At 28.2% G+C, this 25,113-nt stretch carries 20 protein-coding genes; all 20 read left to right on the top strand.

All coding sequences use genetic code 11. From position 1 onward, the window contains the following. Positions 1–32 precede the first annotated feature (32 nt). Positions 33–1,154, top strand: coding sequence for an ABC transporter permease (locus NAT50_RS11675; protein ID WP_250593404.1), 1,122 nt, complete (start codon positions 33–35; stop codon positions 1,152–1,154). Between the two features lie 129 nt (positions 1,155–1,283). Further along, a complete protein-coding gene (locus NAT50_RS11670; RefSeq protein WP_250593403.1) occupies positions 1,284–2,639 on the top strand; it encodes an MBL fold metallo-hydrolase RNA specificity domain-containing protein in 1,356 nt (451 codons plus the stop codon). Between the two features lie 25 nt (positions 2,640–2,664). Then, the gene (locus NAT50_RS11665) at positions 2,665–3,411 is read left to right on the top strand and encodes an LOG family protein (protein WP_250593402.1); all 747 of its coding nucleotides are present in this window, start codon (positions 2,665–2,667) and stop codon (positions 3,409–3,411) included. Further along, complete coding sequence (locus NAT50_RS11660) at positions 3,408–3,842, top strand: DUF2141 domain-containing protein (protein WP_250593401.1); 435 nt, start codon at positions 3,408–3,410, stop codon at positions 3,840–3,842. The genes NAT50_RS11665 and NAT50_RS11660 overlap by 4 nt, the downstream gene beginning before the upstream one ends. A 66-nt stretch (positions 3,843–3,908) precedes the next feature. After that, positions 3,909–4,814, top strand: coding sequence for a hypothetical protein (locus NAT50_RS11655; protein ID WP_250593400.1), 906 nt, complete (start codon positions 3,909–3,911; stop codon positions 4,812–4,814). 10 nt (positions 4,815–4,824) lie between these two features. Then, a complete protein-coding gene (locus tag NAT50_RS11650) occupies positions 4,825–5,667 on the top strand; it encodes a restriction endonuclease (protein WP_250593399.1) in 843 nt (280 codons plus the stop codon). An 11-nt stretch (positions 5,668–5,678) separates the two neighbouring features. Further along, entirely contained in the window at positions 5,679–6,245 is a 567-nt protein-coding gene (locus NAT50_RS11645) for a Pycsar system effector family protein (RefSeq protein ID WP_250593398.1), read from the top strand. Positions 6,246–6,278: 33 nt separating this feature from the next. Next, positions 6,279–8,642, top strand: coding sequence for a metallophosphoesterase family protein (locus tag NAT50_RS11640; RefSeq protein WP_250593397.1), 2,364 nt, complete (start codon positions 6,279–6,281; stop codon positions 8,640–8,642). Between the two features lie 606 nt (positions 8,643–9,248). Continuing rightward, the gene (locus NAT50_RS11635) at positions 9,249–9,947 is read left to right on the top strand and encodes a ShlB/FhaC/HecB family hemolysin secretion/activation protein (RefSeq protein ID WP_250593396.1); all 699 of its coding nucleotides are present in this window, start codon (positions 9,249–9,251) and stop codon (positions 9,945–9,947) included. 134 nt (positions 9,948–10,081) lie between these two features. Next, the gene (locus tag NAT50_RS11630; protein ID WP_250593395.1) at positions 10,082–10,930 is read left to right on the top strand and encodes an RteC domain-containing protein; all 849 of its coding nucleotides are present in this window, start codon (positions 10,082–10,084) and stop codon (positions 10,928–10,930) included. 89 nt (positions 10,931–11,019) lie between these two features. Then, positions 11,020–11,307 (top strand): helix-turn-helix domain-containing protein, encoded by a 288-nt coding sequence (locus NAT50_RS11625; protein ID WP_064715049.1) that lies wholly within the window; start codon positions 11,020–11,022, stop codon positions 11,305–11,307. Positions 11,308–11,318: 11 nt separating this feature from the next. Further along, positions 11,319–12,158 (top strand): transcriptional regulator, encoded by an 840-nt coding sequence (locus tag NAT50_RS11620; protein WP_250593394.1) that lies wholly within the window; start codon positions 11,319–11,321, stop codon positions 12,156–12,158. Positions 12,159–12,374: 216 nt separating this feature from the next. Beyond that, entirely contained in the window at positions 12,375–12,986 is a 612-nt protein-coding gene (locus tag NAT50_RS11615; protein WP_250593393.1) for a P-loop NTPase family protein, read from the top strand. Positions 12,987–13,121: 135 nt separating this feature from the next. Then, positions 13,122–13,742, top strand: coding sequence for a hypothetical protein (locus NAT50_RS11610; RefSeq protein WP_250593392.1), 621 nt, complete (start codon positions 13,122–13,124; stop codon positions 13,740–13,742). 81 nt (positions 13,743–13,823) lie between these two features. Next, a complete protein-coding gene (locus NAT50_RS11605) occupies positions 13,824–18,095 on the top strand; it encodes an NACHT domain-containing protein (RefSeq protein ID WP_250593391.1) in 4,272 nt (1,423 codons plus the stop codon). Positions 18,096–18,190: 95 nt separating this feature from the next. Continuing rightward, positions 18,191–18,799: a DUF6088 family protein gene (locus tag NAT50_RS11600; RefSeq protein ID WP_250593390.1), complete on the top strand. Its 609-nt coding sequence runs from the start codon at positions 18,191–18,193 to the stop codon at positions 18,797–18,799. A gap of 1 nt (position 18,800) precedes the next feature. Beyond that, on the top strand, positions 18,801–19,793 hold the full coding sequence (locus NAT50_RS11595; RefSeq protein ID WP_250593389.1) for a nucleotidyl transferase AbiEii/AbiGii toxin family protein: 993 nt from the start codon (positions 18,801–18,803) through the stop codon (positions 19,791–19,793). Between the two features lie 4 nt (positions 19,794–19,797). Continuing rightward, positions 19,798–21,948 carry an ATP-binding cassette domain-containing protein gene (locus NAT50_RS11590; RefSeq protein WP_250593388.1) on the top strand — a complete coding sequence of 717 codons (2,151 nt, stop codon included), beginning with the start codon at positions 19,798–19,800 and terminating at the stop codon, positions 21,946–21,948. Continuing rightward, positions 21,941–23,101: a hypothetical protein gene (locus NAT50_RS11585; protein WP_250593387.1), complete on the top strand. Its 1,161-nt coding sequence runs from the start codon at positions 21,941–21,943 to the stop codon at positions 23,099–23,101. Before NAT50_RS11590 ends, NAT50_RS11585 begins: the two co-directional genes overlap by 8 nt. 2 nt (positions 23,102–23,103) lie before the next feature. After that, positions 23,104–25,098 (top strand): AAA family ATPase, encoded by a 1,995-nt coding sequence (locus NAT50_RS11580; RefSeq protein ID WP_250593386.1) that lies wholly within the window; start codon positions 23,104–23,106, stop codon positions 25,096–25,098. The last annotated feature ends 15 nt before the right edge of the window (positions 25,099–25,113 follow it).

The following is a 25,113-nucleotide window of genomic DNA, read 5'->3' as shown; positions in this document are numbered from 1 at the left end:
TTATTTTTTTAAATACACTTAATATTTTCTAAATGAAAACAATATTATTCATCATACAAAAAGAGTTCAAGCAGATTTTTAGAGATAAAAGTATGCTTCAGCTAATATTTATTTTACCTATTTTACAATTATTAATTTTGTCGAATGCTGCCACATTTGATGTTAAAAATATTGCTATCACTTTTGTTGATAATAATCAAAGTCGAGAATCTAGAGAGTTAATAAGTGCATTTGACGCTTCTACCTATTTTAATGTTACAGAATCTTATTTTTCAGAGAATAAAGCTATTGAAGAAATGCAAAAAGGTAAAACAGATATTATTGTAAACATTCCTGTAAACTTTAATCGAAATCTACAAAAAGATAAAAAAGGAAGTATTTCTGTTAACATTAATGCTATTGATGCTGCAACTGCTGGTGTAGAAAATGTGTATGTAACACAGATCGTTAGTGCTTATAATAAGAATATTCAAATACAATCTAAATATATTTCAGAAAACAAAGAAGTAGAACAAAATATAATGGTTATACCTTCTTTTTGGTATAACAATACCTTAAACTACAAAACCTTTATGGTTCCAGGCATATTAGTTTTGTTGGTAACCATGCTAACATTGTTTCTTTCGTCTATGAATATTGTTAGAGAAAAAGAGTTGGGTACATTAGAGCAAATAAACGTTACACCAATAAAAAAATATCAATTTATTATCGGAAAATTATTTCCGTTTTGGGTACTTGGATTAGTCATTTTGACTGTAGGTTTAATTATATCTAAAGTTGTTTTTAATGTTCCAATGCTAGGTAATATTTTATTAGTTTATGGCTTCACATCTATTTATTTACTTTTAATATTAGGGTTTGGTCTTTTCATATCTAATCACACAGAAACCCAACAACAAGCTATGTTTATTGCTTGGTTTTTTATGGTAATCTTTATTTTAATGAGTGGTTTGTTTACGCCTATTGAAAGTATGCCAAAATGGGCACAAAACATTACTTTGTTAAACCCAATTCGTTATTTTGTTGAGTTTATTAGAATGGTACTTTTAAAAGGTTCTGGTTTTGTTGAGGTACTAAATAATTTATTAATAGTATTTGGATTTGCAGTAGTTGTAAATGGTTTGGCTGTTTGGAGTTATAAAAAAACAAATTAAAAATTTTAAGTGACTCTATTTGATAGTTTTAAAGAATAGAACCAAACCAAGATGATTTATTTGTATAAGGAAATATAACATAGATAATTTTTAAAATAATTTGCTAAATGCAGTAAAAAATAAAACATTATGAAAATTAAATTCATTGGAGGTGCAGGAACTGTAACAGGTTCAAAAACACTAATCGAAAGTAATGGAGTAACAATTCTTATAGATTGCGGTCTTTTTCAAGGCATAAAACCCTTACGTGAACTCAACTGGGAACCATTACCAGTTTTACCATCAACAATTGATTTTGTTCTACTTACACACGGTCATTTAGACCATTGCGGTTGGTTGCCTAGATTAGTTGATCAAGGTTTTAAAGGTAAGATTTACTGCACGAGTCCAACCAAAGACATCGCAAAACTTATTTTATTGGATAGTGCAAAAATTCAGGAAGAAGAAGCTAACAAAGCTAATGAAGGGCATTATTCAAAACACCAAATTGCAAAACCACTTTATACAGTAGAACAAGCAAAACAAGTTTTTCCTCTTTTTAGAGTAGTAAAAGTGAATGAAGTTGTCAATCTTGATGCTGAAATTGAGGCAGTTTTTACAAATGCAGGACATATCATTGGAGCTTGTACAATAGATTTAATGATTGAAAATAAAAAATTAGTTTTTTCTGGAGATATTGGTCGTGATGACGATGTACTTATGTATGCACCAACAAAACCGAAAAATGCCGATTATATTTTTCTTGAAAGCACTTATGGTAATAGAATTCATCCAGACACTGATACAAAATTTGAGCTAGAAACTTACATTAACAATACAGTCAACAAAGGCGGCACAATCATTATTCCAAGTTTTGCTGTCGAACGAGCTCAAACGGTAATGTATTTGCTTTGGCAACTTAAAAGTGAAGGTAAAATTCCAAATATTCCTTACATCATTGATACACCAATGGGAATAAGAATATTAGACGTTTTTGAAAATAACACAAAATGGCACAAACTCTCTCCAAACGAATGTGTTGAAATGTGTAAAATGTTTACCATGATTATCGATTATAAAGACACAATTGAAGCTATTTATGATAAACAACCTAAAGTAGTCATTGCTGCTAGCGGAATGGTTACAGGTGGTCGAGTATTAAGCTATTTAGAAAAATATATAGGTTTGCCTGAAACAACTGTTATTATCGTTGGATATCAAGCTGAAGGAACTCGTGGGCGAAAACTATTAGAAGGTGCAAAAGACATTAAAATTCATGGAAAATATTACGAAGTAAAAGCAAAAATTCTTGAAATTGAGGGACTATCAGCTCATGGCGACCAAGAAGATTTAATCAATTGGCTATCAAATTTAGAAAATAAACCTAAAAAAGTTTTCTTGGTTCATGGAGAAAATATTCCAGCTGATGAACTTCGAATAAAAATAAACGAAAAATATGGTTTTGATTGCGTTGTTTCTTTAATGGGACAAGAGATTGATTTATAATCTCTGACAACTAAAATAATGTAACATGAAAAAACATAAAAATAAATTAATTACAAATGAGTCTTTATTTATTCGAGGGCCATTATCTCGATTTAAAGAACTAATATTCACTTTTAAAGTTCAAATTAATTTTATAAAAGCTTTTAGAAAACTACATTTTATTGGTCCTTGTGTAACTGTTTTTGGATCTGCAAGATTTACACCTGATTCAGAACATTACCAAAATGCAGAAAAAATTGGTGCAGAAATTTCTAAACTAGGGTTTACTGTTTTGACTGGTGGTGGTCCAGGAATAATGGAAGCGGCAAATAAAGGAGCATTTGAAAATGGCGGATATTCTGTAGGTTGCAATATTGTATTGCCTCGAGAACAAAAACCTAACCCATACTTACATAAATGGATAGATATTCCATATTTTTTTGTTCGTAAAGTTGTTTTAATAAAATATTCATACGCTTTTATTGTAATGCCGGGTGGTGTTGGAACTTTAGATGAATTATTTGAAGCACTTACATTAATTCAAACCAAAGTAATTAAAAACTTTCCAATAATTATTTTTGATTCAGAATATCATAAAGAACTTTGTCATCATATTAAAATTATGGTTGAAAATGAAAGCATTAGTCCAGAAGATATGAAGCTACTTTACGTTACGGATTCAATACCTGATTTAGTAACACATCTAGAAACTCATGCAATTGAAAAATTTGGATTAATCAAACAACAAATTAAACCAAAATGGTGGTTTTTTGAAAATACATCTAAAAAATGAAAAAACTAATAACAACATTATTTTTAGTTCTTTTATCCAATTATTCTCAAGGTCAAGAGTCCTATTCTTTAACGGTTAAAGTTTCAGATTTAAGAAACTCTAATGGAGATGTTCTTTTTTTATTATACAATAAAGAGGGTTCAATACCTGATGAGAAAATTAAAAACTATTATAAAAAAGAAGTTGGTACAATTTCTATGAATTCATCAACTATAACATTTAATAATATTCCTAAAGGGAACTATGCAGTATTTATACTCCATGACGAAAATAAAAATGGTAAAATTGACAAAAAGTTCATTCTACCAATAGAAGGGATAGGTTTTTCTAATTATCAAAATATTAACTTAACAAATAGACCTAGTTTTTCTAAAGCTAGTTTTAAAATAGATAAAAACCTTTCAAAAGATATTAAAATAATTTATAAATAATTAGTAACATTTAAAAATTTATCGAGTTGTGTAAAATTGATTTTGAAACATATAAATATATCATTTATGAAAAGAATTAATTTAATATACTTATTTACTGTTTTGTTTACAAATAGTATTGTTGCACAAACCTTAACAGATTCAATTGTAACTCTTAATTTAGATAAAATTGCACAAGTCAATCAAGGTGAAAGTTATGTTACTTTTCCTTTTGATATCGGAAATTTAGAACCTTTAATGTTTGAAGCAAATGTTAGTCCTAATTTTAAGATCAGAGAACGTAAAGATTCAAGATTAATGGCAGTGTTAACTTCTCAAATTATAATAAGAATGTTTGATGAGTATTCTTATCCCGTAAAAACACCAAGTTATATACCTCAAATTGCGTTCTATTTTTTAACAGGTCATAAAGATGCAGCCAATAAATTAACTTTATTTGGTAAAATTGCTCATCATTCTAATGGTCAAGATGGTAATTTTTATACAGATGATGGAAAAGTCAATTTACAATCAGGAAATTTTGCAACAAACTATTTAGAATTAGGTTTTTTACAATCATCATATAGTCAAAATTTGAAAGCTTTCAAATTTATAAAAAGCTCTGTTGAAATTCACCCAAAGAGTTGGATGTTAGAAGAACTTCATGGTCAATATAGTGGATTACGATGGCACAATACATTTTTAGCTTATAAACTTCCTATGAAATCGAACCTCATAAAAAGTAGTGAACAAAAGGCAAACTTTTCTGTAAAAGCAGAAACAACTTTGATGCTAGATAATATTAACAATTGGGACACATTTAATTCTAAAAGAATTAATGCCAGTTTAATTGTTTATTATCATCCCAAATTTTTAGAAGACATTGGATTCTTTGTTCAATTCTATCAAGGTATGGATTATTATAATATTTATTTTCAACATCAAATCAGCTCAATTAGGTTTGGTATAATGACAGAAACTTTACGTTTTTAATACTTGAATTATGAAACAAAAACCAATTTTTATTAAAAAGAATTCTATTGATGTTGAACCTTTTTCAACTCAAAAATTAGAACATTCACTACAACGTAGTGGTGCATCTAAAGAAGATATTGAAAACATTATTTCAAAAATACAACCAGAAATTTATGATGGTATTTCTTCAAATGAAATATATAAAAAAGCGTTTGCTTATTTAAAAAAATCAAACAGAACATCTGCATCACGATATAGTCTAAAACGTGCCATTTTTGAATTAGGACCAACAGGTTATCCGTTTGAAAGGTTAGTTGCAGCTTTATTGAGAGAAAAAGGATTTAATACCACTGTCAGTGTAATTTTAAATGGTGAATGTGTAACACATGAAATTGACGTATTGGCTGAAAAAGAAGGAAGCGTTTATGCAATTGAATGCAAATTTCATTCTGACTCTAAAGTATTTAGTAATGTAAAAATACCGTTATACATTAACTCAAGATTTTTAGATATCCAAAAACAATGGAATACTAATCCTAAAAACACAACACATCTCAAACAAGGCTGGTTGGTTACCAATACTAGGTTTACAATTGATGCAATAAACTATGCAAAATGCGTTGGTTTAACTTTATTAAGTTGGGATTATCCCAGTAAAAACGGAATAAAAGAAAATATAGATACTTATGGATTGTATCCTATTACAACTTTAACAACATTAACCTTAAAAGAAAAACATCAATTAATTGAAAATGATATTGTTTTGGTTAAAGAGTTATATAAAACTTCTTATTTATTGAAAAAAATTGGAATCTCTGAAATTAGGATTAAACGTGTTTTAGACGAAATAACACATTTATGTAAAATTTAAATAAAAGAACCATGGAAAATACTAATATTGAAAATAATAGTAGTTTAAGGGAAGAAAAGTTGAAAAAATTTGACACTCGTGGAGTGCAAACACTTTTTAAAACGCTATCAAGAAATCACTACATGTTATTGAAGATGATTGATAATAAAGCAAGAATTATTTTAACCGTTAATTCTATTATTACTTCTTTACTATTTGGTATTCATTTTATTACTACAGACTCTAAAACAATAAACATAAATATTGGTACTAAAATATTGGTAATAAGTAGTATGTTGTCAATGATATTTGCATTAATAAGTATGCTTCCACATAGGTATTTAGGCAATGTTTTTAAAAATAGTGGCTATAAAGGAACGTTATATGCTGCAAATTTTGCTAAACAATCATTATCTGAATTTAAAGCAGAAATTGAACGCATTATGGATAGTGGAAATGCAGTTTACAATGAAATGATTTATGACATTTATTTTTTGGGATTGGTGATTACTAAAAAACAACAATTATTATATGTTTCAGTTATAGTTCTATTGATTGGTGTATTAGCAACACTTACTTACGCAATTTTTAGTATTTAAATAAGAATTAAAAAAAGCAATTAATCGATAAATATGAAAACTTACTTTACATTTTCATCAATAATTATCCTTACATCGCTTTTATTGCATAGTTGTGCATCACTGAATCCTAAACTTAAAGACCAAATTGTACTAGAAGAAAACAAGCAGCAACCTACTTTTAAAATGTATCTAATTGGTGATGTAGGAAAACCTGATAACGGTTATACTCCTACTGCTCTTAAAGCATTGGAAAAAGAAATAATAAATGCTGATTCTTCTGATTTATTACTATTTTTAGGAGATAATGTTTACCCAAAAGGAATTCCTGAAAGTAATAGTCCAGAAAAAAGCGATGCAGAATTTGCATTATCATTACAAATCAATGTTGCAAAAAAATTTCCTGGTCGTGTTATTTTTATACCAGGAAACCACGATTGGTATAGCGGTATTTCAGGATTATACCAACAAGAATTATTAGTTAAAGAAGCATTAGGTTCTAACACTTTTTTACCTGAAAATGGTTGTGCTATTAAAAAAGTGAAGATTAATGATGAAACTATTTTATTAGTTGTTGATTCACAATGGTATATTACTAATTGGGACAAACACCCAACCATAAACGATAATTGCGAAATAAAAACACGTACAGATTTTTTTGACGAATTTAGAAGCGAAATAAAAAAAGCAAGAGGAAAAACAGTAGTAGTTGCCATTCATCATCCTATGTTTACCAATGGATCTCATGGTGGACAATATAGTTTAAAAAACCATCTTAATCCATTCCCAATTTTAGGGTCTCTTAAAAACCTTTTTAGAAATACCACTGGTGTTTCTAATGCAGACTTATCAAACAAGTTTTACAACGAATTAAAACAAAATTTAGTAACGGCATCACAACAAAACGATAATGTAATTTTTGTTTCTGGACATGATCATAATTTACAATATCTTGTTGAAGACAATATTCCGCAAATCATTAGTGGTTCAGGTTCTAAAAATACGGCTACACGGTTAGTAAAAGGAGGTAAATTTGCATACCCTAAAAGTGGATTTCCTGTTTTGAATTTTTTTAAAGATGGTTCTTCAGAAGTTAATTTTATTGCAGCAGAAAACAATCAAATAGTTTTTAATGAACAAGTTTTTCCTTCTGATTTTGAAAAATCTACAATAAAATATCCTAAAATAATTCAAGATTCAGTCAAAGAGTCTATTTATACAAATAAAGAAACCTCTAAAAATGCCTTTTTTAAATTTTTATGGGGAGAAAGATATAGAAAATACTATAGTATTCCTGTAAATGCTAAAGTAGCTTATTTAGACACTCTTATGGGTGGTTTAACTCCTATACGTAAAGGTGGTGGCACACAATCCAAAACGCTGCATTTACAAACAAAAGAGGGAAAAAGATTTGTAATGAGAGCTTTAAAAAAGAATGCCACTCAATATATTCAAGCTTCAGCTTTTAAAGACCAATATGTTGAAGGTTATTTTGAGAACACAGCTTCAGAATCACTGGTGAAAGATGTGTTTACTGGCTCATATCCTTACGCACCTTTTGTTGTGGCATCGTTGTCTAGTAGTTTGAATATTCCATATTTGAATTCGCACCTATATTATATTCCCAAACAAGATAATTTGGAAAAATACAATCAAGAATATGGTAATGAACTATACGTGTTTGAAGAATATGCATCTGAAGGAAATACTCAATTGACTAATGGAAATTTTACGGGAAACATTATAAACACCAAAGATGTTATTGAAAAAATTCATGAAGACGATACAAAAGTTATAGACGAACAAGCATACATTAAAGCTCGATTGTTTGATATGTTAATTGGTGATTGGGATAGACATTACGACCAATGGCTTTGGATAGAATATCAAGAAAATAACAAAACAGTATATAGACCATTGCCAAGAGATAGAGATCAAGCTTTTTCTAAAATGTCTGATGGTTTTATGTTAGGTACTTCAATTCACCTAATTCCTGCTTCCAAATTATTACGAAAATATGCAGCTGATTTAAAAGATGTAAAAGGATTTAATATAGAACCTTATCCTTTAGATATCGCATTTATATCACAATCCAATAAGGATATTTGGGATAAACAAGTTGCAGAAATACAAAATGATTTAACCAATGAAGTAATAGACAAAGCTTTTAATACTGTTCCAAAAGAAGTACAAGATGAATCTATTGAAACCATTAAACATCTATTAAAAGGCAGAAAAACCAATTTACAAACCATAGCCGATTCATATTATAAGCTAATAAATAAATATGCCGTTATTGTCGCAACCAATAAAAAAGATTCTATAAAAATAAATGGATTAGAAAATGGAAATGTAGAAGTTTCAATGTATCAATGGAAAGAAAATTCAAATATAGATTATTTTCATAATAGAACTTAAAACCCAAAACTTACAAAGGAAATATGGATTTATGGGTTAGATGATGATGACATTTTTAATATAACAGATGAAATAAAAAAAATAAAAATTAGAATTATTGGTGGTCAAAATGAAGATGAATACATTGTTGAAAACGGTAAAAATATAGTAATATATGATTACAAATCCAAGCCAAATACACTAAAAGAAATACATAATGCTACGATTAAACTACAAGATAAATATAGCACCAATGTTTACGATTATAAGAAACTTAAAAATAATTTCAATCAAATAATTCCGACCATTGGTACAAATCCAGATGATGGCATTAAAATTGGAATCAATAACACCTATACAACTTATGGTTTCGAAAGAAATCCATTTACTAGCCAGCATAAAATCAACACGGCTTTTTATTTTGCTACTAATGGCTATGAAATTAAATATCAAGGTGAATTTGCTAATATTATTGGCAATTTAAACTTAAAAATTAATTCAATTTTTCAAAGTCCTAACTACACCTTAAACTTTTTTGGTTTTGGTAATGAAACTGAAAATTTAGAAAATGCTTTTGGACTTGACTACAATCGAGTAAGAGTTCGCGAATTTCAACTTAATCCTTCATTGGTTTATAGAGCTTATGGTGGTAGTCAATTTAGTTTTGGTTTAGGATATGAGTCAATTGAAGTAGAAAATACTCAAAACAGATATGTAGAAAACAGTTCTCAATTGCCAAGCTATATTTTTAAGACTAATCAATTTGGAAGCATAAATACCAAATTTGAATTTGAAAATTATGATAATAAGGCATACCCTACTATAGGTTTTAAATCAAGTGTTGATATTGGTTATAAAATGAATTTGGACCAAAGCAACAGAGGTTATACTTATCTAATTCCCGAATTAAGTATTACTCATAAATTAGTATCATCAGGAAAACTTGTATTGGCTAGTAGAATAAAAAGTCAAGTTAATTTAGGTAATAATTTCGAATTTTATCAAGCAGCTTCTATTGGTGGCACTAATGGGTTAAGAGGGTTTAGAAATCAACGATTTACGGGTAACAGTTATGTTTTCCAAAATACTGACTTAAGATATAGTTTTGATAAAATAAAAACCAAATTAATACCAATCCGTTTTGGTTTATTTGGTGGGTTTGATTATGGAAGAGTTTGGTTTGATAATGAAGATTCAAACAAATGGAATAACTCTTATGGTGGTGGTTTTTTCATGTCTGGAGTTGATGTTATATCAACAAACCTTGGAGTATATAATTCAATTGATGGAATACGTATAGCTTTTAGTCTAGGTTTTGGTTTTTAGATAATTAATAATAAATCAATTATGAAAAATTTTTTTTTTAATCAAGTGGATTATTAGAAGAATTGATGCTTTCTGGAGTAATATTTTCTATTAGATTCTACTGTAAATTTAAACATAAAACTACTTATCCTAAATTGAATATAAAAACAACCAAATTATTATCCGATCTCAACGAGCAACTAAATTTTATCGAATTAGAAATTGATAATCAGATAACTCGTTGCGAAAGTTCCATTGAAATTATTTTAAAAGTATTGATTAATTTGAAAAACTTAATTTCAAAATTCAAATTCAAATCTGAAACTGAAGAAATCCAATTTTTTAAAGAAATTAAACCCCAATTCTCTTCAAAACTAATTTATTACAATATGGTCTATAAAATTGAAATGAAAAGGCCTAATGGAGGTAATAGAATTGTGAAGAAATATTTTCAGAACGAGCTTCAAAAACTTAAAGCCTATTTTGATAACGAACTCGACTTTTATAAATATTATCGCTCAGGAAGTAGTTATTTAGACCATAAATATTTTTTAAGAGGCAAATTTGATATAAAATTAGCATTAGATAGTTATTATTTTGAAACAGATGCTTCCTTCTCTACTTCTCACGACTTCAAAGTAGCAAGGATTTTAGCAAATGATTTAATTCAATTATATATTGAAGACCAACTAATTATGATAGAAAATAAAGATTTAGGTGATAAATCACAACGCAAACCGAATACAAAATTAATTTGGACAAGCTCAAAAGTAGCACTTACAGAACTAATTTATGCACTACATTCTGAAGGAGTTTTCAATAATGGTGCTGCTGACCTAAAAGATATTGCTGAAAATTTTGAACACATTTTCGAAATCGACTTAGGTCAATACCGTCGAACATTCCTTGAAATAAGAGCCAGAAAGAATGACAAAACAAAATTCATCACTACTTTAAATGAAGGCTTATTAAAACGAATGGAAAACTCAGATGAAGTCATTTAATTAAAAATCGTTCACAACTCAAACCCCGTTGTGAAATAAAACAATACAATCTTCACAAATTTGCACCATAACAATTTAAAATAAACGTTATGGCAATCGAAGTTATCACACGTGAAGACTTAAACGAATTCAGAAGTCTTCTTTTGAACGATTTAAAAGAAATCATTCAGTCCAAACCTCAACAAACAAAACAGTGGCTCAAATCCAATGAAGTCCGTAAACTGTTAAATATTTCTCCAGGTACTTTACAAAACCTCCGCATCAACGGAACACTGACCTATACCAAAATAGGTGGCATCATGTATTATGACAATTCAGATATTGATAAGTTATTAAATGGAAATAAGGTAAATGCTTTGCCTACTCTGTTTAAATAATTACAATCCGAATGAATTACATAAAACATCTCACTGGTTTCTTTGAGAAAGTAGCCATTGATAAGACGTTAAATCCAACTCACGTTAGCTTATACATTGCTTTGTTTCAATTTTGGAACTGTAATCGTTTCAAAAATCCAATCAGTATTAATCGTGATGAGGTAATGCGAATTAGCAAAATAAGTTCTAAAGCAACCTATCACAAATGTCTGAAGAACTTGCACAGTTTGGGTTATATCAATTATGAACCATCATATAATCCATTCAAAGGAAGTCATGTCATTTTATTCAACTTTTCTGAAGATTTAAAACCGTTGCCAAAATCCGAAAGAAAACCAAAAAATGAACCACTTAATGAACTTGTTTCTGAACAAGCTTTGAACAAGTCTTGTACTAGTAGTGAGACAGGTACTGAACAAGCAGTAGTACCTTCTATAAACTATATAAACAATACAAACATTTTAAACGATAAAAACGTTTCAAACTTGGAAAAGCACTCAAAAAATTTTGAAGAAAATGAAAATGATTTTGTCATTTCGGCGATAGGAGAAATCACATCCCAAGAAAAAAAGTTGCGCGAAAAAAAGAAAGGTTTCGTTGAACCAAACTTGAATGAAATCAAAACCTATTTCCAAGAAAATAACTTTCCGGAACAAGAAGCTCAAAAATTCTTCAATTACTTCAAAAGTGTCGGTTGGTTAGTTGGTGGAAAAACACCAATGGTCGATTGGCAAGCAGCAGCACAAAATTGGATGATTAACGCACCAAAATTCATTTCAAATGCAGAACAACCCAACAGAGCAAAACAACTCAATACAACAACCGACAAAGACTATTCAGAGCCATTATAGCTATAATGAGGTTATTATTTGGATAGAAAACAAAGGAGTTGAACTATACGGCAATCATTTCAAAATAATAGAAACTGATTACCCAATTGTGTACAAACTAATCGCTTATTTCCTAAAAGACGAGCCAACATGCTTTCAATACGGAATAAACCTCAACCAAGATTTGATATTAAGAGGTGGACTGCCAGTGGCAGTCAGGTATTAAAATTATAAGTTATGAATACGACATTAAGTTATTTAGAAATCATTGCTTGGTTAGAAAAAAAAGGAATTGAGTTGTATGGTAAGAAATTCAAAATCTTAGAAACAGACCATGAAATAATATACAAACTAATTGCATACTTTTTGAAGGATGAACAAGCTTGTTATCAATTCAATATCGATTTAGAAAAAGGCATCTTATTAACCGGACCAATCGGATGCGGAAAAACATCATTGATGAATTTAATGAAATACCTAACAGCCACAGAGCATAAATTTTTCGTAAAACCGTGTCGAGATATAAGCTTTGAATTCATCCAGGACGGCTACCAAATAATCCACAAATACAGCAATGGCAAACTATACCAATCAGAACCAAGAACCTATTGTTTTGACGATTTAGGAACAGAAAACAACCTAAAATACTTCGGCAACGAATGTAATGTAATGGCAGAAATTCTATTAAGCCGATATGATCTATTCATTTCAAAAAAACTCCAAACCCACATAACCACAAACCTATCAGCCACAGAAATAGAAAAACATTACGGCAACCGAGTTCGCTCCAGATTACGAGAGATGGTAAATCTAATTGCCTATGATAAATCAACATTAGATAAACGCTAACGTCAGTTCGAGTGTTTCAATAAAATTGCAACCAGCTATTTTATTGAAATGTATCGAGAACCTTTAAAAAATAAAATCCTTATAAATCCGCGTTGCGAAGCATCCGTTTCATCCGCGTTCCAAAAAAAGAAACAAATGAAAACTATAACCAACTTCTGGAACCACTTCCAACAAAATAACTTCGTTTTCCTACTCTTAAACGAAATTTCAAAAGACGAACTAAAAATCCATTTCGACAAACTAATCGAAATACTACATCAATACAACAGTAACCTAGACCTCATCATCAAAAACAAAAAAAACGATGCCGAGTTAATCATCACCGCAAACGGAAATCCCTACCTTTTCAAAGAAGTAGAATTACTAGTCCATCATGCACCAGTTGTAGAACGTTGGAATATAACAGCGTTCCTTCAACCTGAAACCAACCTAACCAAATACGAAAACGGCACCGACAAACCAATAGAGTATTACGGCATCACTTTACGAATAAGTGAAATGTATTTCATCCCATTAGAAAACCCCAATAAACCAACCGATTTAGGAATAAAAGTTTTACTCAAAAACTACATCGTCCACAAAGACAACCCAAGACTTCGAGAAGCAGTTTACGTTCATATTGAGCATCTAATTGGAGAAAAGGCTTTCGCTAATGATATTGAATTTATTGAGATTGGACAATTAAAAAATAATCAAAATGATATAATCGAAATATACAATTTACATAGTTACATAAAGAATAATAATGTTAATTAAATATTTATAAATGAAATCAAATCATAACAAAACACATTAAAATTATTTCTAATTTTATCATATTTAGTTATTTAAATTAATATGATAGATTTAATTTCTTGGGATAAATTAAAACCTTACAATTCTACTCAAAACAAAAGCTTTGAAGAATTGTGTTTTCAAATATGTATAGAAAAATATAAAAATGAAGGTAACTTTACCCGTATTGACGATAGTGGCGGTGGCGATGGAGTTGAATTTTATTTAGAATTAACTAATGGTGACATTTGGGGTTGGCAATGCAAATTCTTTGGAAGATTTGACGAAGGAGGTAGAAAAGAACAGATTAAGAAATCGTTACAAACTGCTTACAAAAAACATGGTGATAAATTAAAAAAATGGACACTTTGCTCTAAAAATTCATTGACAAACGAAGAAAAAAAATGGTTTGATAATGTTGGTAATCTAAAACACGACGGATCTACAATCTTACCTCTTGGCAATAATATTATTATTGATCATTGGGGAGATAGTATAATATTAAATCTTTTAAGAAAGTATCAAAGTATCTATAAATTCTTTTTTTCTGATAAGATTTTAGATGAAAACTGGTTTAAAGAAAAGTTTGAACTAATTTATAATTCCAATGTCATAAAGTCAAAATATTTAGATTCCTTACATGTCAAAGGTGAAGTTGATGATTTTATAACAAGACGTTTAGGTGGTAAAGATTTAGTTAATTTGATAGAAAAAAATGAAGACAATATTGGAATTTATCACTTTAAAAAAGAATTCAATGAAGAAATAAATAGGATTAGAAATGAAGAAAATAAATTTGAGTTTGATGAAATTTATCAAGAAATAAAATCATTTTTATTTGAAAATAAATATGATACAATAGTTGATGATGGTGCAAAATTACTTGATGATATAAAGTCTCATTTTTTGGCTGATAATTACAAATTATCAATTTCTTTAGAAACAAAAATTGATGAGTATAAAAATCGTTATAAAGACTTTTATGAAGCTTACATATTATATAAGAATTCCGAAAAACTTAAATCAATTCACTGGGATGATGAAGAATTAGAAAACAGTGAATCTTCGAAAGAAAAGATTAAGAAGTGTAGAGAAACATTACTTGGACCTTATTTTACACTCAGGAATTATGATTATTTCTTAGGTACTTTTGAAGAATTAATTGCGTTAAAATTAAATGAAATTCATATAAGCGGGAATGCATCTAAAGGAAAAACACACATTTCAGTTGATATAGTAAAAAAACAATTAGATAAAAATAAACCAGCCGTTTTTGTTTTTGGCAAAAGTTTCAAATCCGATTTACCTTTAAAAGACCAACTGAGAAGTATTCTAGATTTGCCAACAGATTGGACAATTAGTGATTTTTTAAGCATTTTAGATGTTGCAGGAAGAATTCAAAATACAAAAGCAATCTTACTAATTGATGGGCTTAATGAAGCTATAAAATGGAAATCTGTTTGGGGAGACAATTTAGAAGAATTAATAAACGAGATAAACGTAAAATATCCCAATATTCTATTTATCACTACTTTTAGAACATCATACAAAAAAGAATTGTTTCCTAAAGATTATTTTAATTATGATCCATATAACTATGACAAGTTGGTTAGAGTTAATGGATTTACCCATTATAATCTAAATGAAGCCATGGATAAATACTTTGAGCATTATGATATAACTCTTGTTAACTCTTCTGGAGCTATAAATGCTTTTTCTGAACCACTATATCTAAAAATATTTTGTGAGACTAAACAAGGTAAATCGGTTTCATTCCAAAATGAAGACTTATTTGATGTTTTTGAAGAATATTTAATAAAGTGCAATGAAAATATTAGCGAAAAACTAGGAAAAGAACTTAGGTTCAATAAAAAATTCACTATTAATATTCTTGAAAAAATTTCTGAATCTCTTTGGGAAAATAGCTCTAGAGAAATTGATTTTGAATATGCAATTAATAATATATTTAACGAAGAAGAGTTTCTGGTTTTTGAAAAAGAAGATTTATTAATATTTAGGGATTGGAATAATGTGGAGGTTATAACATTTACTTATGACTTACTAAGTGGTTATTTAATTGCAAAAAATCTATTCAAATCAATTGATTCTGAAGAAAAGCTAAATGAATTAATCAAATCAAAAAAATTCAAGAATGAACTTTTAAACAGAAAAATATGTCACCCACTATTCAACGATATCCTCAGAAGTTTTTGTGTATTAGCAATTAAAAAATTTGGATTAAGTTTTTATTCATCTATCAAAAACGAAACTTTAAACGATTATTTATTAAAATCTATTTTCGAAGTAAATCAAAAAAAGATTATAGATAACAAATCGATTGCAGTTAATATTATCAAAGAGAATTTTAAAGATTTTAAAAAACATAATCTCATTTTCAATCTATTCAAAAATACTGAACTAGATAGCCAAAATCCATTAAATATAGATCTACTATCTAATTTATTGTTCAATATGAAAGTTTCCGATAGAGATTTGAGTTGGACAGAATATATTAGGTCAAACAATTTTGTTTACAACAATGAATATAAAAAATTCTTAAATAGCTTTGAAGTTGCCTGCAAATCAAAAACAAAATTCAAGACTGATAAAGTTCATTTAGCGGCAAAAAAAGCAATGTGGTTTTTAACATCTACCAACAGAGAATTAAGAGACTTGTCTACAAGAGCTCTTTATTATTATGGTCGAAAATACCCTGACAAATTTCTTGAATTGGTACTATATTCCTTATCAATAAATGACCCTTATGTTTGGGAAAGAACATTAGCAGCTATGTATGGTGTTGTTATGGCTAAACACAGTACTGATGATAATTTTAAAAAATTATTCCTTCCAAGAATAGCTCTAACAATATTTGAATCCATTTTTAAAAAAGAGGCTCCTTTTTCAACAACTCATATCTTAGCTAGGGATTATGCTTCAAAAACTATTGAAATTGGATTATTGCACCATAACGATTTATTGAAACCTGAAGAAGTTTTACAGACAACTGCTCCATTTACAATAGGTGGCAATCGAAATCCTAATGAATTTGATTATGAAAAGGAAGAAGGTATTTTTTCAGTACCTATCAGTATGGATTTTAGTAACTATACTATTGGTAGAATTGTAGAGGGTGGGCATTCCTATTCTGACCCACCAGAGAAGAAAAAAGTTAGAAGGCAGATATATGCTAGAATTTATGAATTAGGTTGGAATGAAGCAGAATTTAATGATATTGATGGAAGAATAAGATCCCAAGGTTATCGTTCAAGAACAGAACAAGCCCATACTGAAAGATATGGAAAGAAATATTCATGGATTGCTTATTTTGAAATAGCTGGTTTACGGATAGACAATAAATTAATAGAGGATAATTGGGATAGATTCCGTTTCTCAGATGCAGATATAGATCCAAGCTTCCCTGAACGTGCTAAAAATAAAAAATTTGTTTTAAAAGATTATCTCGGAGATTCAAAACAACCGTTGCTAGAATGGTATACCAATGGCGGTATACCTGACATTAATGAATATCTAAAAATAGAAAAACTAAAAGGTCATGATGGAAGCTGGATATGTTTAGATGGTTTTATAGTTCAGGAAAGAAAAAAAATTTACCGTGAAGTTTTTGTATTCATAAGAGGATTGTTAGTTAAAAATGATAAATACGAAGAACTAAAAGAACATCTTATTAAAAAGGAAGATATTGGAGGTCGATTTTTACCCGACCCAAGAAGTAATTATTACACTTTTGCAGGTGAGCTATATTGTATCAAGGAATCCGTAGCCGACAATTCTTGTATAATTAGTTTTGAAACAGGTAGAAAAACAGTTAAAGTTAAGAAAGGAGAACCAGGATATTTTGCCAGACCAGTTTTTGATGAAAACAAAATAAAATTTTCATACCCAGAATTCATTGAGATAGATTCAGTAACTTATGATGAATGCGAAGTACTATTACCTGTTATGGATTACAGTTGGGAAAGTAGTCATAGTGAATTAAATAAAGCAGGTCATGAAACTGTTATTTCAAAAGAACTGGCTAATTCATTAAATCTAATTAACAAACCTCAAACTTTTGACCTTTTTGATGATAAAGGGGATTTAGCTTCGCAAAACTTATTCTATAACAAGGATTATAACAACAATCATAGATTTACGTACTTAAGAAAAGATTTATTAGATAAGTTTCTTCTAGAGAATGACTACAAACTCATTTGGGGAATTTGGGGTGAGCGTAATGTAAGATTTAAAGATATAGATTATAGTAGAAAATTTCATACCGATAACAAAGTATCCGACTTACAGATTTTTAGTGATGTTATTGAATACAAATAATATTTTTTTTGTAAATTCATTTTAAACAAAAATAATCACATCAAATGTTTTTTGTCCCATTTTTTTACTAAATTTGGGACAAACATAACATTAAAATGAAACCACAATCTATTCACAATCAAATAGAAGGAAAAATAAAATCTTTAAAAAAAGGAAGCATTCTATTTATAGCCGATTTTATAGAGTTCGGTACTGCCGAAAATGTAAAAAAGGTACTCTTGCGATTAGAAAAAAAAGAAGTTTTAATTCGATTAGCACATGGTATTTATTTATATCCCAAAAAAGATAAAATCCTTGGAACCCTATTCCCTTCAACAGAAGAAATTGCTGTGGCTATAGCAAAAAGAGATAAAGCAAGAATAATTTCTACAGGTGTACAAGCATTACAACAACTTGGCTTATCAACACAAGTACCTATGAATGTAGTCTATTTGACTGATGGAGCACCAAGAAAAATTAAAGTAGGTAAAAGAACAATCACATTCAAAAAAACCACTCCCAAAAACCTGACCATTAAAGATAAAAAACTCAACATTGTAATCCAAGGATTAAAAGAGTTAGGCAAAGACAATGTAGATGAAAATGCTAAACAAAAAATTAAAAAAGTATTGCACCAAATGTCCATTGAAAGCATAAAAGAAGATAGTGTTGCAGCACCAACATGGATTAGAAATACAATCCTTGAATTAATAAATAAAGACTAATATGAACGAGTGGCTTAAACTATCCGAAAAAAGACGGCTTGAAATACTAAACCAAGTCAATAGTCAAACAGGACTTCCAGCCGATGCAATAGAAAAAGATTGGTGGGTAACCATTACGTTAAAAGCAATTTTCTCATCAAAATTTGCACAACATTTAGTTTTTAAAGGTGGCACATCATTAAGTAAAGCCTATAACTTAATAGAACGCTTCTCAGAAGATATAGACTTATCCATTGATAGAACGATGTTAGGATTTGAAGGCGAGTTATCAAAAACACAAATAAAAAAACTTCGTAAAGCTTCAGGTAATTTTATAGTCGGAGAATTTAAAGAAGAATTGATTTCAGAACTAGAAAAGCTGGGAGTAAATAAAGAAAATTATAATTTAATCTTTGATGATGAAATAGATGACACCAGTGATCCGCATCGTATAGAATTAGAATACAACTCAATAGTTGAACCAGGAGAATACATTCCGCAAAGGGTTATCATTGAATTAGGAGCAAGAGCTTTGCTAGAGCCAAACGAACAAAAAGAAATTCAATCAATTATTGGCCAAATATATCCGGAACAAGCTTTTACAATTCAACCATTTGAAGTAATTGTAGTTTTGCCAACCAAAACCTTTTTAGAAAAAATAATGTTGCTGCATGAAGAATTTCTTAAGCCAACCGAAAACATAAGACATTACAGAATGTCAAGACATCTTTACGATATAGAAAAACTAATGGACCACGATTATGGAAAAGAAGCAATAAAAAATAAAGAGCTATTCGAAACACTAGTCCAACACCGAAGTAAATACACACCAGTAAGAGGAATTTCGTATGATTTACACACACCACAAACAATAAATTTTATTCCACCAGCTGAAGTAACTGAACTTTGGAAAAAAGACTACCAAGCCATGCAGGAATTTATGATTTATGGTGAAACCTTGGAGTTTGAAAATCTAATATTAAGAATGCAAGAATTAAAAGAAAGATTTTTATAAATAAATGGTATTAGCTGCAATTTACATAAAAGAACATAAATATTTATTTAATAATGAGCCACAAGTATTAAACTTTGGAGGCAAATATTTTTACGATTTCGAATATATTACTGATAACGATATAACTATTTATAGAAAGGAAAACAATAAATTCATAAATGATTTTTTTTCTAATGAGATCACTTTAATTTCAGGAATAGTTGGAGCAAATGGTGTAGGTAAAACAACACTATTAAAAATAATTCATAAAAGTTATCAAGAAGATACACCAGCAATTTTTGTATATGAGAAATTAACTAGTCAAGGAATAGAATATTTTATTGACAACAGGATTGGCAGTAGAAATAAAAATGGAAGTTTTATTGAAGAGACTAAACCTAGGATAAGCTTTTTTGAAAACATAGAATTTAAAAAGTTTGAGTTTAATTCTTATACACAACTTTATTATTCTCCTATTTATGATAAAAATGTTTCAGATTTTTATACTCTATTAAATATTGAATCGAAACATTCAGAGAGAACTTTGGAAGATATTTACAATGGTGGTATATTAAAAGAAGTTATATTCTTGGAAAGCAATGTCAGTCAGAGAATAAAAGATATTTATCCAGACTTCCCTAGTTATGGAAATCTAATTATTAAGCCTCGTAAACTACACAAAAGAGATTTTACAAAAGTTTATATAGATTCAAATTTAGGAAATCCAAATAAAGCTGAAACCCTTATCCATACAATAGAGAGAGATTTAAGAGTAAAAAACTTTCCAAATCCAGTAAGTCTTTTAAATAGTTATCTATCTATACTTAAAAGTGGTAATGTTACTGATGCATTAAAAGAAATTTGGGATTTGCCTCAATACAAAAATGATGATGAGCAAAACTCTCATTTAATTCACAGTTCTAATAATTTTATTAAAAATATAGAGATATCTCTGTTATCATACCTACTTCTAAATGACATATTTGCTATAACTGAATTATCAGGAACTTTTGACTATAATAAAATCTTAAAAGCTAAGAGTTTTGAAGAAGCCTTAAATTATATATTAGCAAAATACATAGTTCAAACAGATAAAGGATTTTATGATAATCCTGAAGAAGTTGATATCAATGAATACGATAAATTAATTCAAAGATGCAATACTTTGTATAATAGCTTTTCAATTTTAAGTGATGAGGATACTAAAATAATTAAAGAAAAAATTACTACTGATATTAATGGTATTAAAGCAATTAAAGATTTCTATGATTTAATTATTAAAAATCAAAACCTCATTGAAAAAAAATCCTATATAATCCTTAATGTAAAAAATAAGGAGACAAAAAAAATTCTTTCACAAATAATTCAAGCTTATGCAAAGGTAAAAGCATATTTTTCATTTATCCCAATAGCATCTATTGATTTTATCGAAATTGTAGCTGATAAAAAATTATCATTTGGAGAGAAATCACTATTGAATTTATATTCAACACTATATGAATTTACATTATTTAAAAATCATACAAGAGAAAGTAAAAATTATTTATTAATACTTGATGAAGCAGATTTAGGTTATCATCCTTTATGGAAGAGAAAGTATATTGACGCTTTAAATAAAACACTTCCAGAAATTTTTAACACTTTAGAAATCAAAGTTTTTGATAATATCAAAAAGAAGAAAGTGAATTCAGAAATGGAAAACCCAAAAATTCAAATAATTTTTACGACTCACGATCCAATAACATTATCAGACTTGCCCAATTATTCAATTGTCTTTTTAAAAAAAGATAGTCAACTCAACAGTAGTGTATTAAATATTGATGATTTTGAAAGACCTACAAATACTTTTGGAGCTAACATAAGTGATTTACTTTCTGAGTCGTTTTTTATTAATAATGGTTTAATTGGTGATTTTGCAAAAGATAAGATTGAGGAAGTAATAGTTGATCTTGATAAATTACTTGATTTGAAGTTCAATAATAAGTATGTGGATATATCTGAAGATAAAAAAATATTACTCAAAGAAACCATTGAAATAATCGATGAGCCGATCATTAAAATGAAACTGATAAATATGTACAATACAATTTTTGAAGTTTCTATTGAGAATGAAATTAATGAGTTAGAAGAAAGATTAAAATATTTAAGAAATCTAAAAAATAATCAAAATGATTAGCATAAGAGAATGTATATCAGAAACAGAGTTAATATCTATAAGAAATAAGCATATAGATTTTGTTTCAACTGAAGTTGAAAAAAGAATTGATTTCTACATAAATCTGTTTAATTATATATCTTTTTTGCAATTGCACCAAAGAACCAGAACAAGTACTATCATAAACGAAGTAAATAAAATAATTCATCCTTCACAATATGAACCGTTTATTAAAATTATTTTTAATAATGAACAGAAATTTGATTACAACAATCTTAAAAAGGCAAATTTACTCAAACCTAAAGCAAGGAATATAAACAATGTGGTTATTGCACTGAAAAAAATAAAAAAAGAAAACAGGGTATTATTAGGTCTTGATTTAAGCTTTAAAGGTTTAGCAAATAAAAGATATTATACAATTTCAAAACTAGTTTATGATCCAATTGATTTCTTATTAAAAAAAATCTTTGATTACGAAAATTGGTTTTTGAATCTTGACCCAGATGGAGTTTGGGGACCATATCAGTTGACGGAAAGTCTTGGTATGAAGGTTTGTTCTTATTGTAATCGACAATATACTTTTAGTCTATCTAAAGGAAAAAATAAAATTACAAGACCGGAATTAGATCATTTTCTTCCAAAAAATGAAAATCCATTATTATCACTAAGTTTTTTTAATTTAATACCATCTTGTACTATTTGTAATAGAGATTGTAAAGGGAAAAAAAGTTTTTCATATCAAACACATTTTTCACCTTATGAAGCAAATTCTAAACATGAATTAATTAAGTATGATTATTACCCAAAAACTTATTTAGGTTCAATTGGAGAAACAGATGAATTTAGAATTTTTGTAAAAAATGATGGTGCAAAACTTAGCCCTGAACTTAAAGCAAAAATTGACGGTAATACTAAAGTTTTTGAATTAAATACTATAGTAAATGAGCATAAAGATGTAGTACAAGAAATAATTAAAAAAAGACATATTTCTAATGATAATTATATTGAAACATTGCAAAAAACTTTTCCAGGAGCTAAATTAACTTTGGAGGAAGCATATAGATTAGCATATGGAAATTTTTACAATGAAAACGAATTTAATAAAAGACCTTTAGCAAAATTGACAAAAGATATAGCTGTTTCAATAGGTTCCTTAAAAAAATATTCAAAATAGTTATGAGTTTCCAAATAATTGCAATAAAACCTATTAAAGGCTGTCATAAAAAATATTTGAAATTATTGAATGAAAATTCTATATATTATCTATATAGAGAATTTACTATTGATGAAAATAATGACAGAATATCTTTTGAGAAGAAAATCCCAGAACAATTATATGATGTTGAGTGCTTAAACAATGAAAAAGTAAAAATTTGTATTTCTGCAATATCAGGAAAAAATGGTTCTGGAAAAAGTACACTTATAGAGCTTCTGTTCTTAGCAATTAATAACTTTTCATTCAGGTTAAACAAAAAAAATAGAAAAGCAGACCTTATTTATGTGGATGATGTAAGAGTTGAATTTTATTTTAAGACTTTTTCTATTCAAAGGAATAAAGGGGTTGAAAAGTTTTATAAAGTAAAGGTCTTTGATGATGAAGTAACAATTCATCGTTACAGAAAAGTTAAAGGAAATTTTGAATTGTACCAACCAGCAATTTCAGATGATATATACAAACTTCAAGATTTTTTTTACACAGTTACTATTAATCACTCTCATTATGCCTATAATACAGATGATTTGGGAGATTGGTTAAATGGTTTGTTTCATAAAAATGATGCATATCAAACACCTTTAGTATTAAATCCAATGCGTACTAGAGGAGACTTCAAAATTAGTACTGAAAATCATCTAGTGAAATCCAGATTAATATCTAATTTGGTTAAACCAACAACTAAATTTAACTTCAAAAAACTAACAGATAACCTTGAAGCAATTGAACTTGACATAACATTAAATGATACTAAAAGAGAAAAAATTATTTATGAATTACCTACTGATGATCCAAACCTCAATGAAAAAATAAAGCTTAAAGATCTTAATCTTAATGAGGATTTAATTTATAAAAAAATCAATAAATATTATAAATTTTCTTATGATAGTAATAATAAAAAGAAGTTGCGAATAGCATTAGATTATTTAAAGTATAAACTAGTTAATATTTGTGTGACTTATTCAGATTATGACAAATATTTTAGTACGAATAATAAAAAGTTTAATGAGGAATTATTAGACGAATATTTTAAAGAACTTTTTGTTAATGATGAAAGCCATATAACATTTAAATTAAAGCAAACACTCAATTACATTAGATTTAGTAACAATAATATCCCAATAAAAAAACAAAGAGTTCCTCTTAAAAAGATTTCAGATTTCATTTCAAAAATTAAAGAGAATAAAAACTATTCTAAAATTAATGCAATAGAGTTAATTCCTCCTCCTTTTTTCAATACAGATATAATCTTAAATTCAGAAAAAAACGAGAAAATAGAATTCAAAACTTTGAGCTCAGGAGAAAAGCAGAAAATTTATTCTATTAGTTCAATTCTTTATCATTTAAGTAATCTAGATTCAGTAAAAAACACACGAACAAAGACAGCTTACACCAATGTTAATATAATCTTGGAGGAGATTGAACTATATTTTCACCCAGAAATGCAACGAAATTTTATTAATGATATATTAAATAGTATTTCAGGAATAGAACTCAACAAAATCAAAGCAATCAATTTTTGTTTTGTTAGCCATTCACCATTTATACTTTCTGATATTCCAAAAGAAAATATTATGTTTTTAGAAAACATAGATAATAAAGCAACTCAAATCTTAAAAGATAAATCAACATTTGGTGCTAATATTCATGATTTATTAAAAGATGGATTTTTTATGAATAAAGGTTCAATTGGAGAATTTGCTAAGAAAAGAATTACTGAAACAATCCAATGGATGAATTCTATACATGAAGAAAAAGAAAAGCGTTTTAAAGAAGATTTTGAATTATTAGTAAAAGACAAAGAATATCACAAAAATATTATTGAAATAATTGACGAACCAATAATTAAATCAAAGTTACTAGAAATGTACTCCGAAATTTTCGGAAATGAAGAGAGAAAAAAGCATCTTAAATACGAAATTGATAGATTAAATAAAGAATTAAAAGCATTACAATAACGTCAAATAATACCT

This window comes from Flavobacterium luminosum, assembly GCF_023635005.1.
GTDB classification, from domain to species: domain Bacteria; phylum Bacteroidota; class Bacteroidia; order Flavobacteriales; family Flavobacteriaceae; genus Flavobacterium; species Flavobacterium luminosum.
The sequence above is the reverse complement of the archived record's forward strand: the minus strand, read 5'-3'. Positions and strand labels throughout refer to the sequence as shown.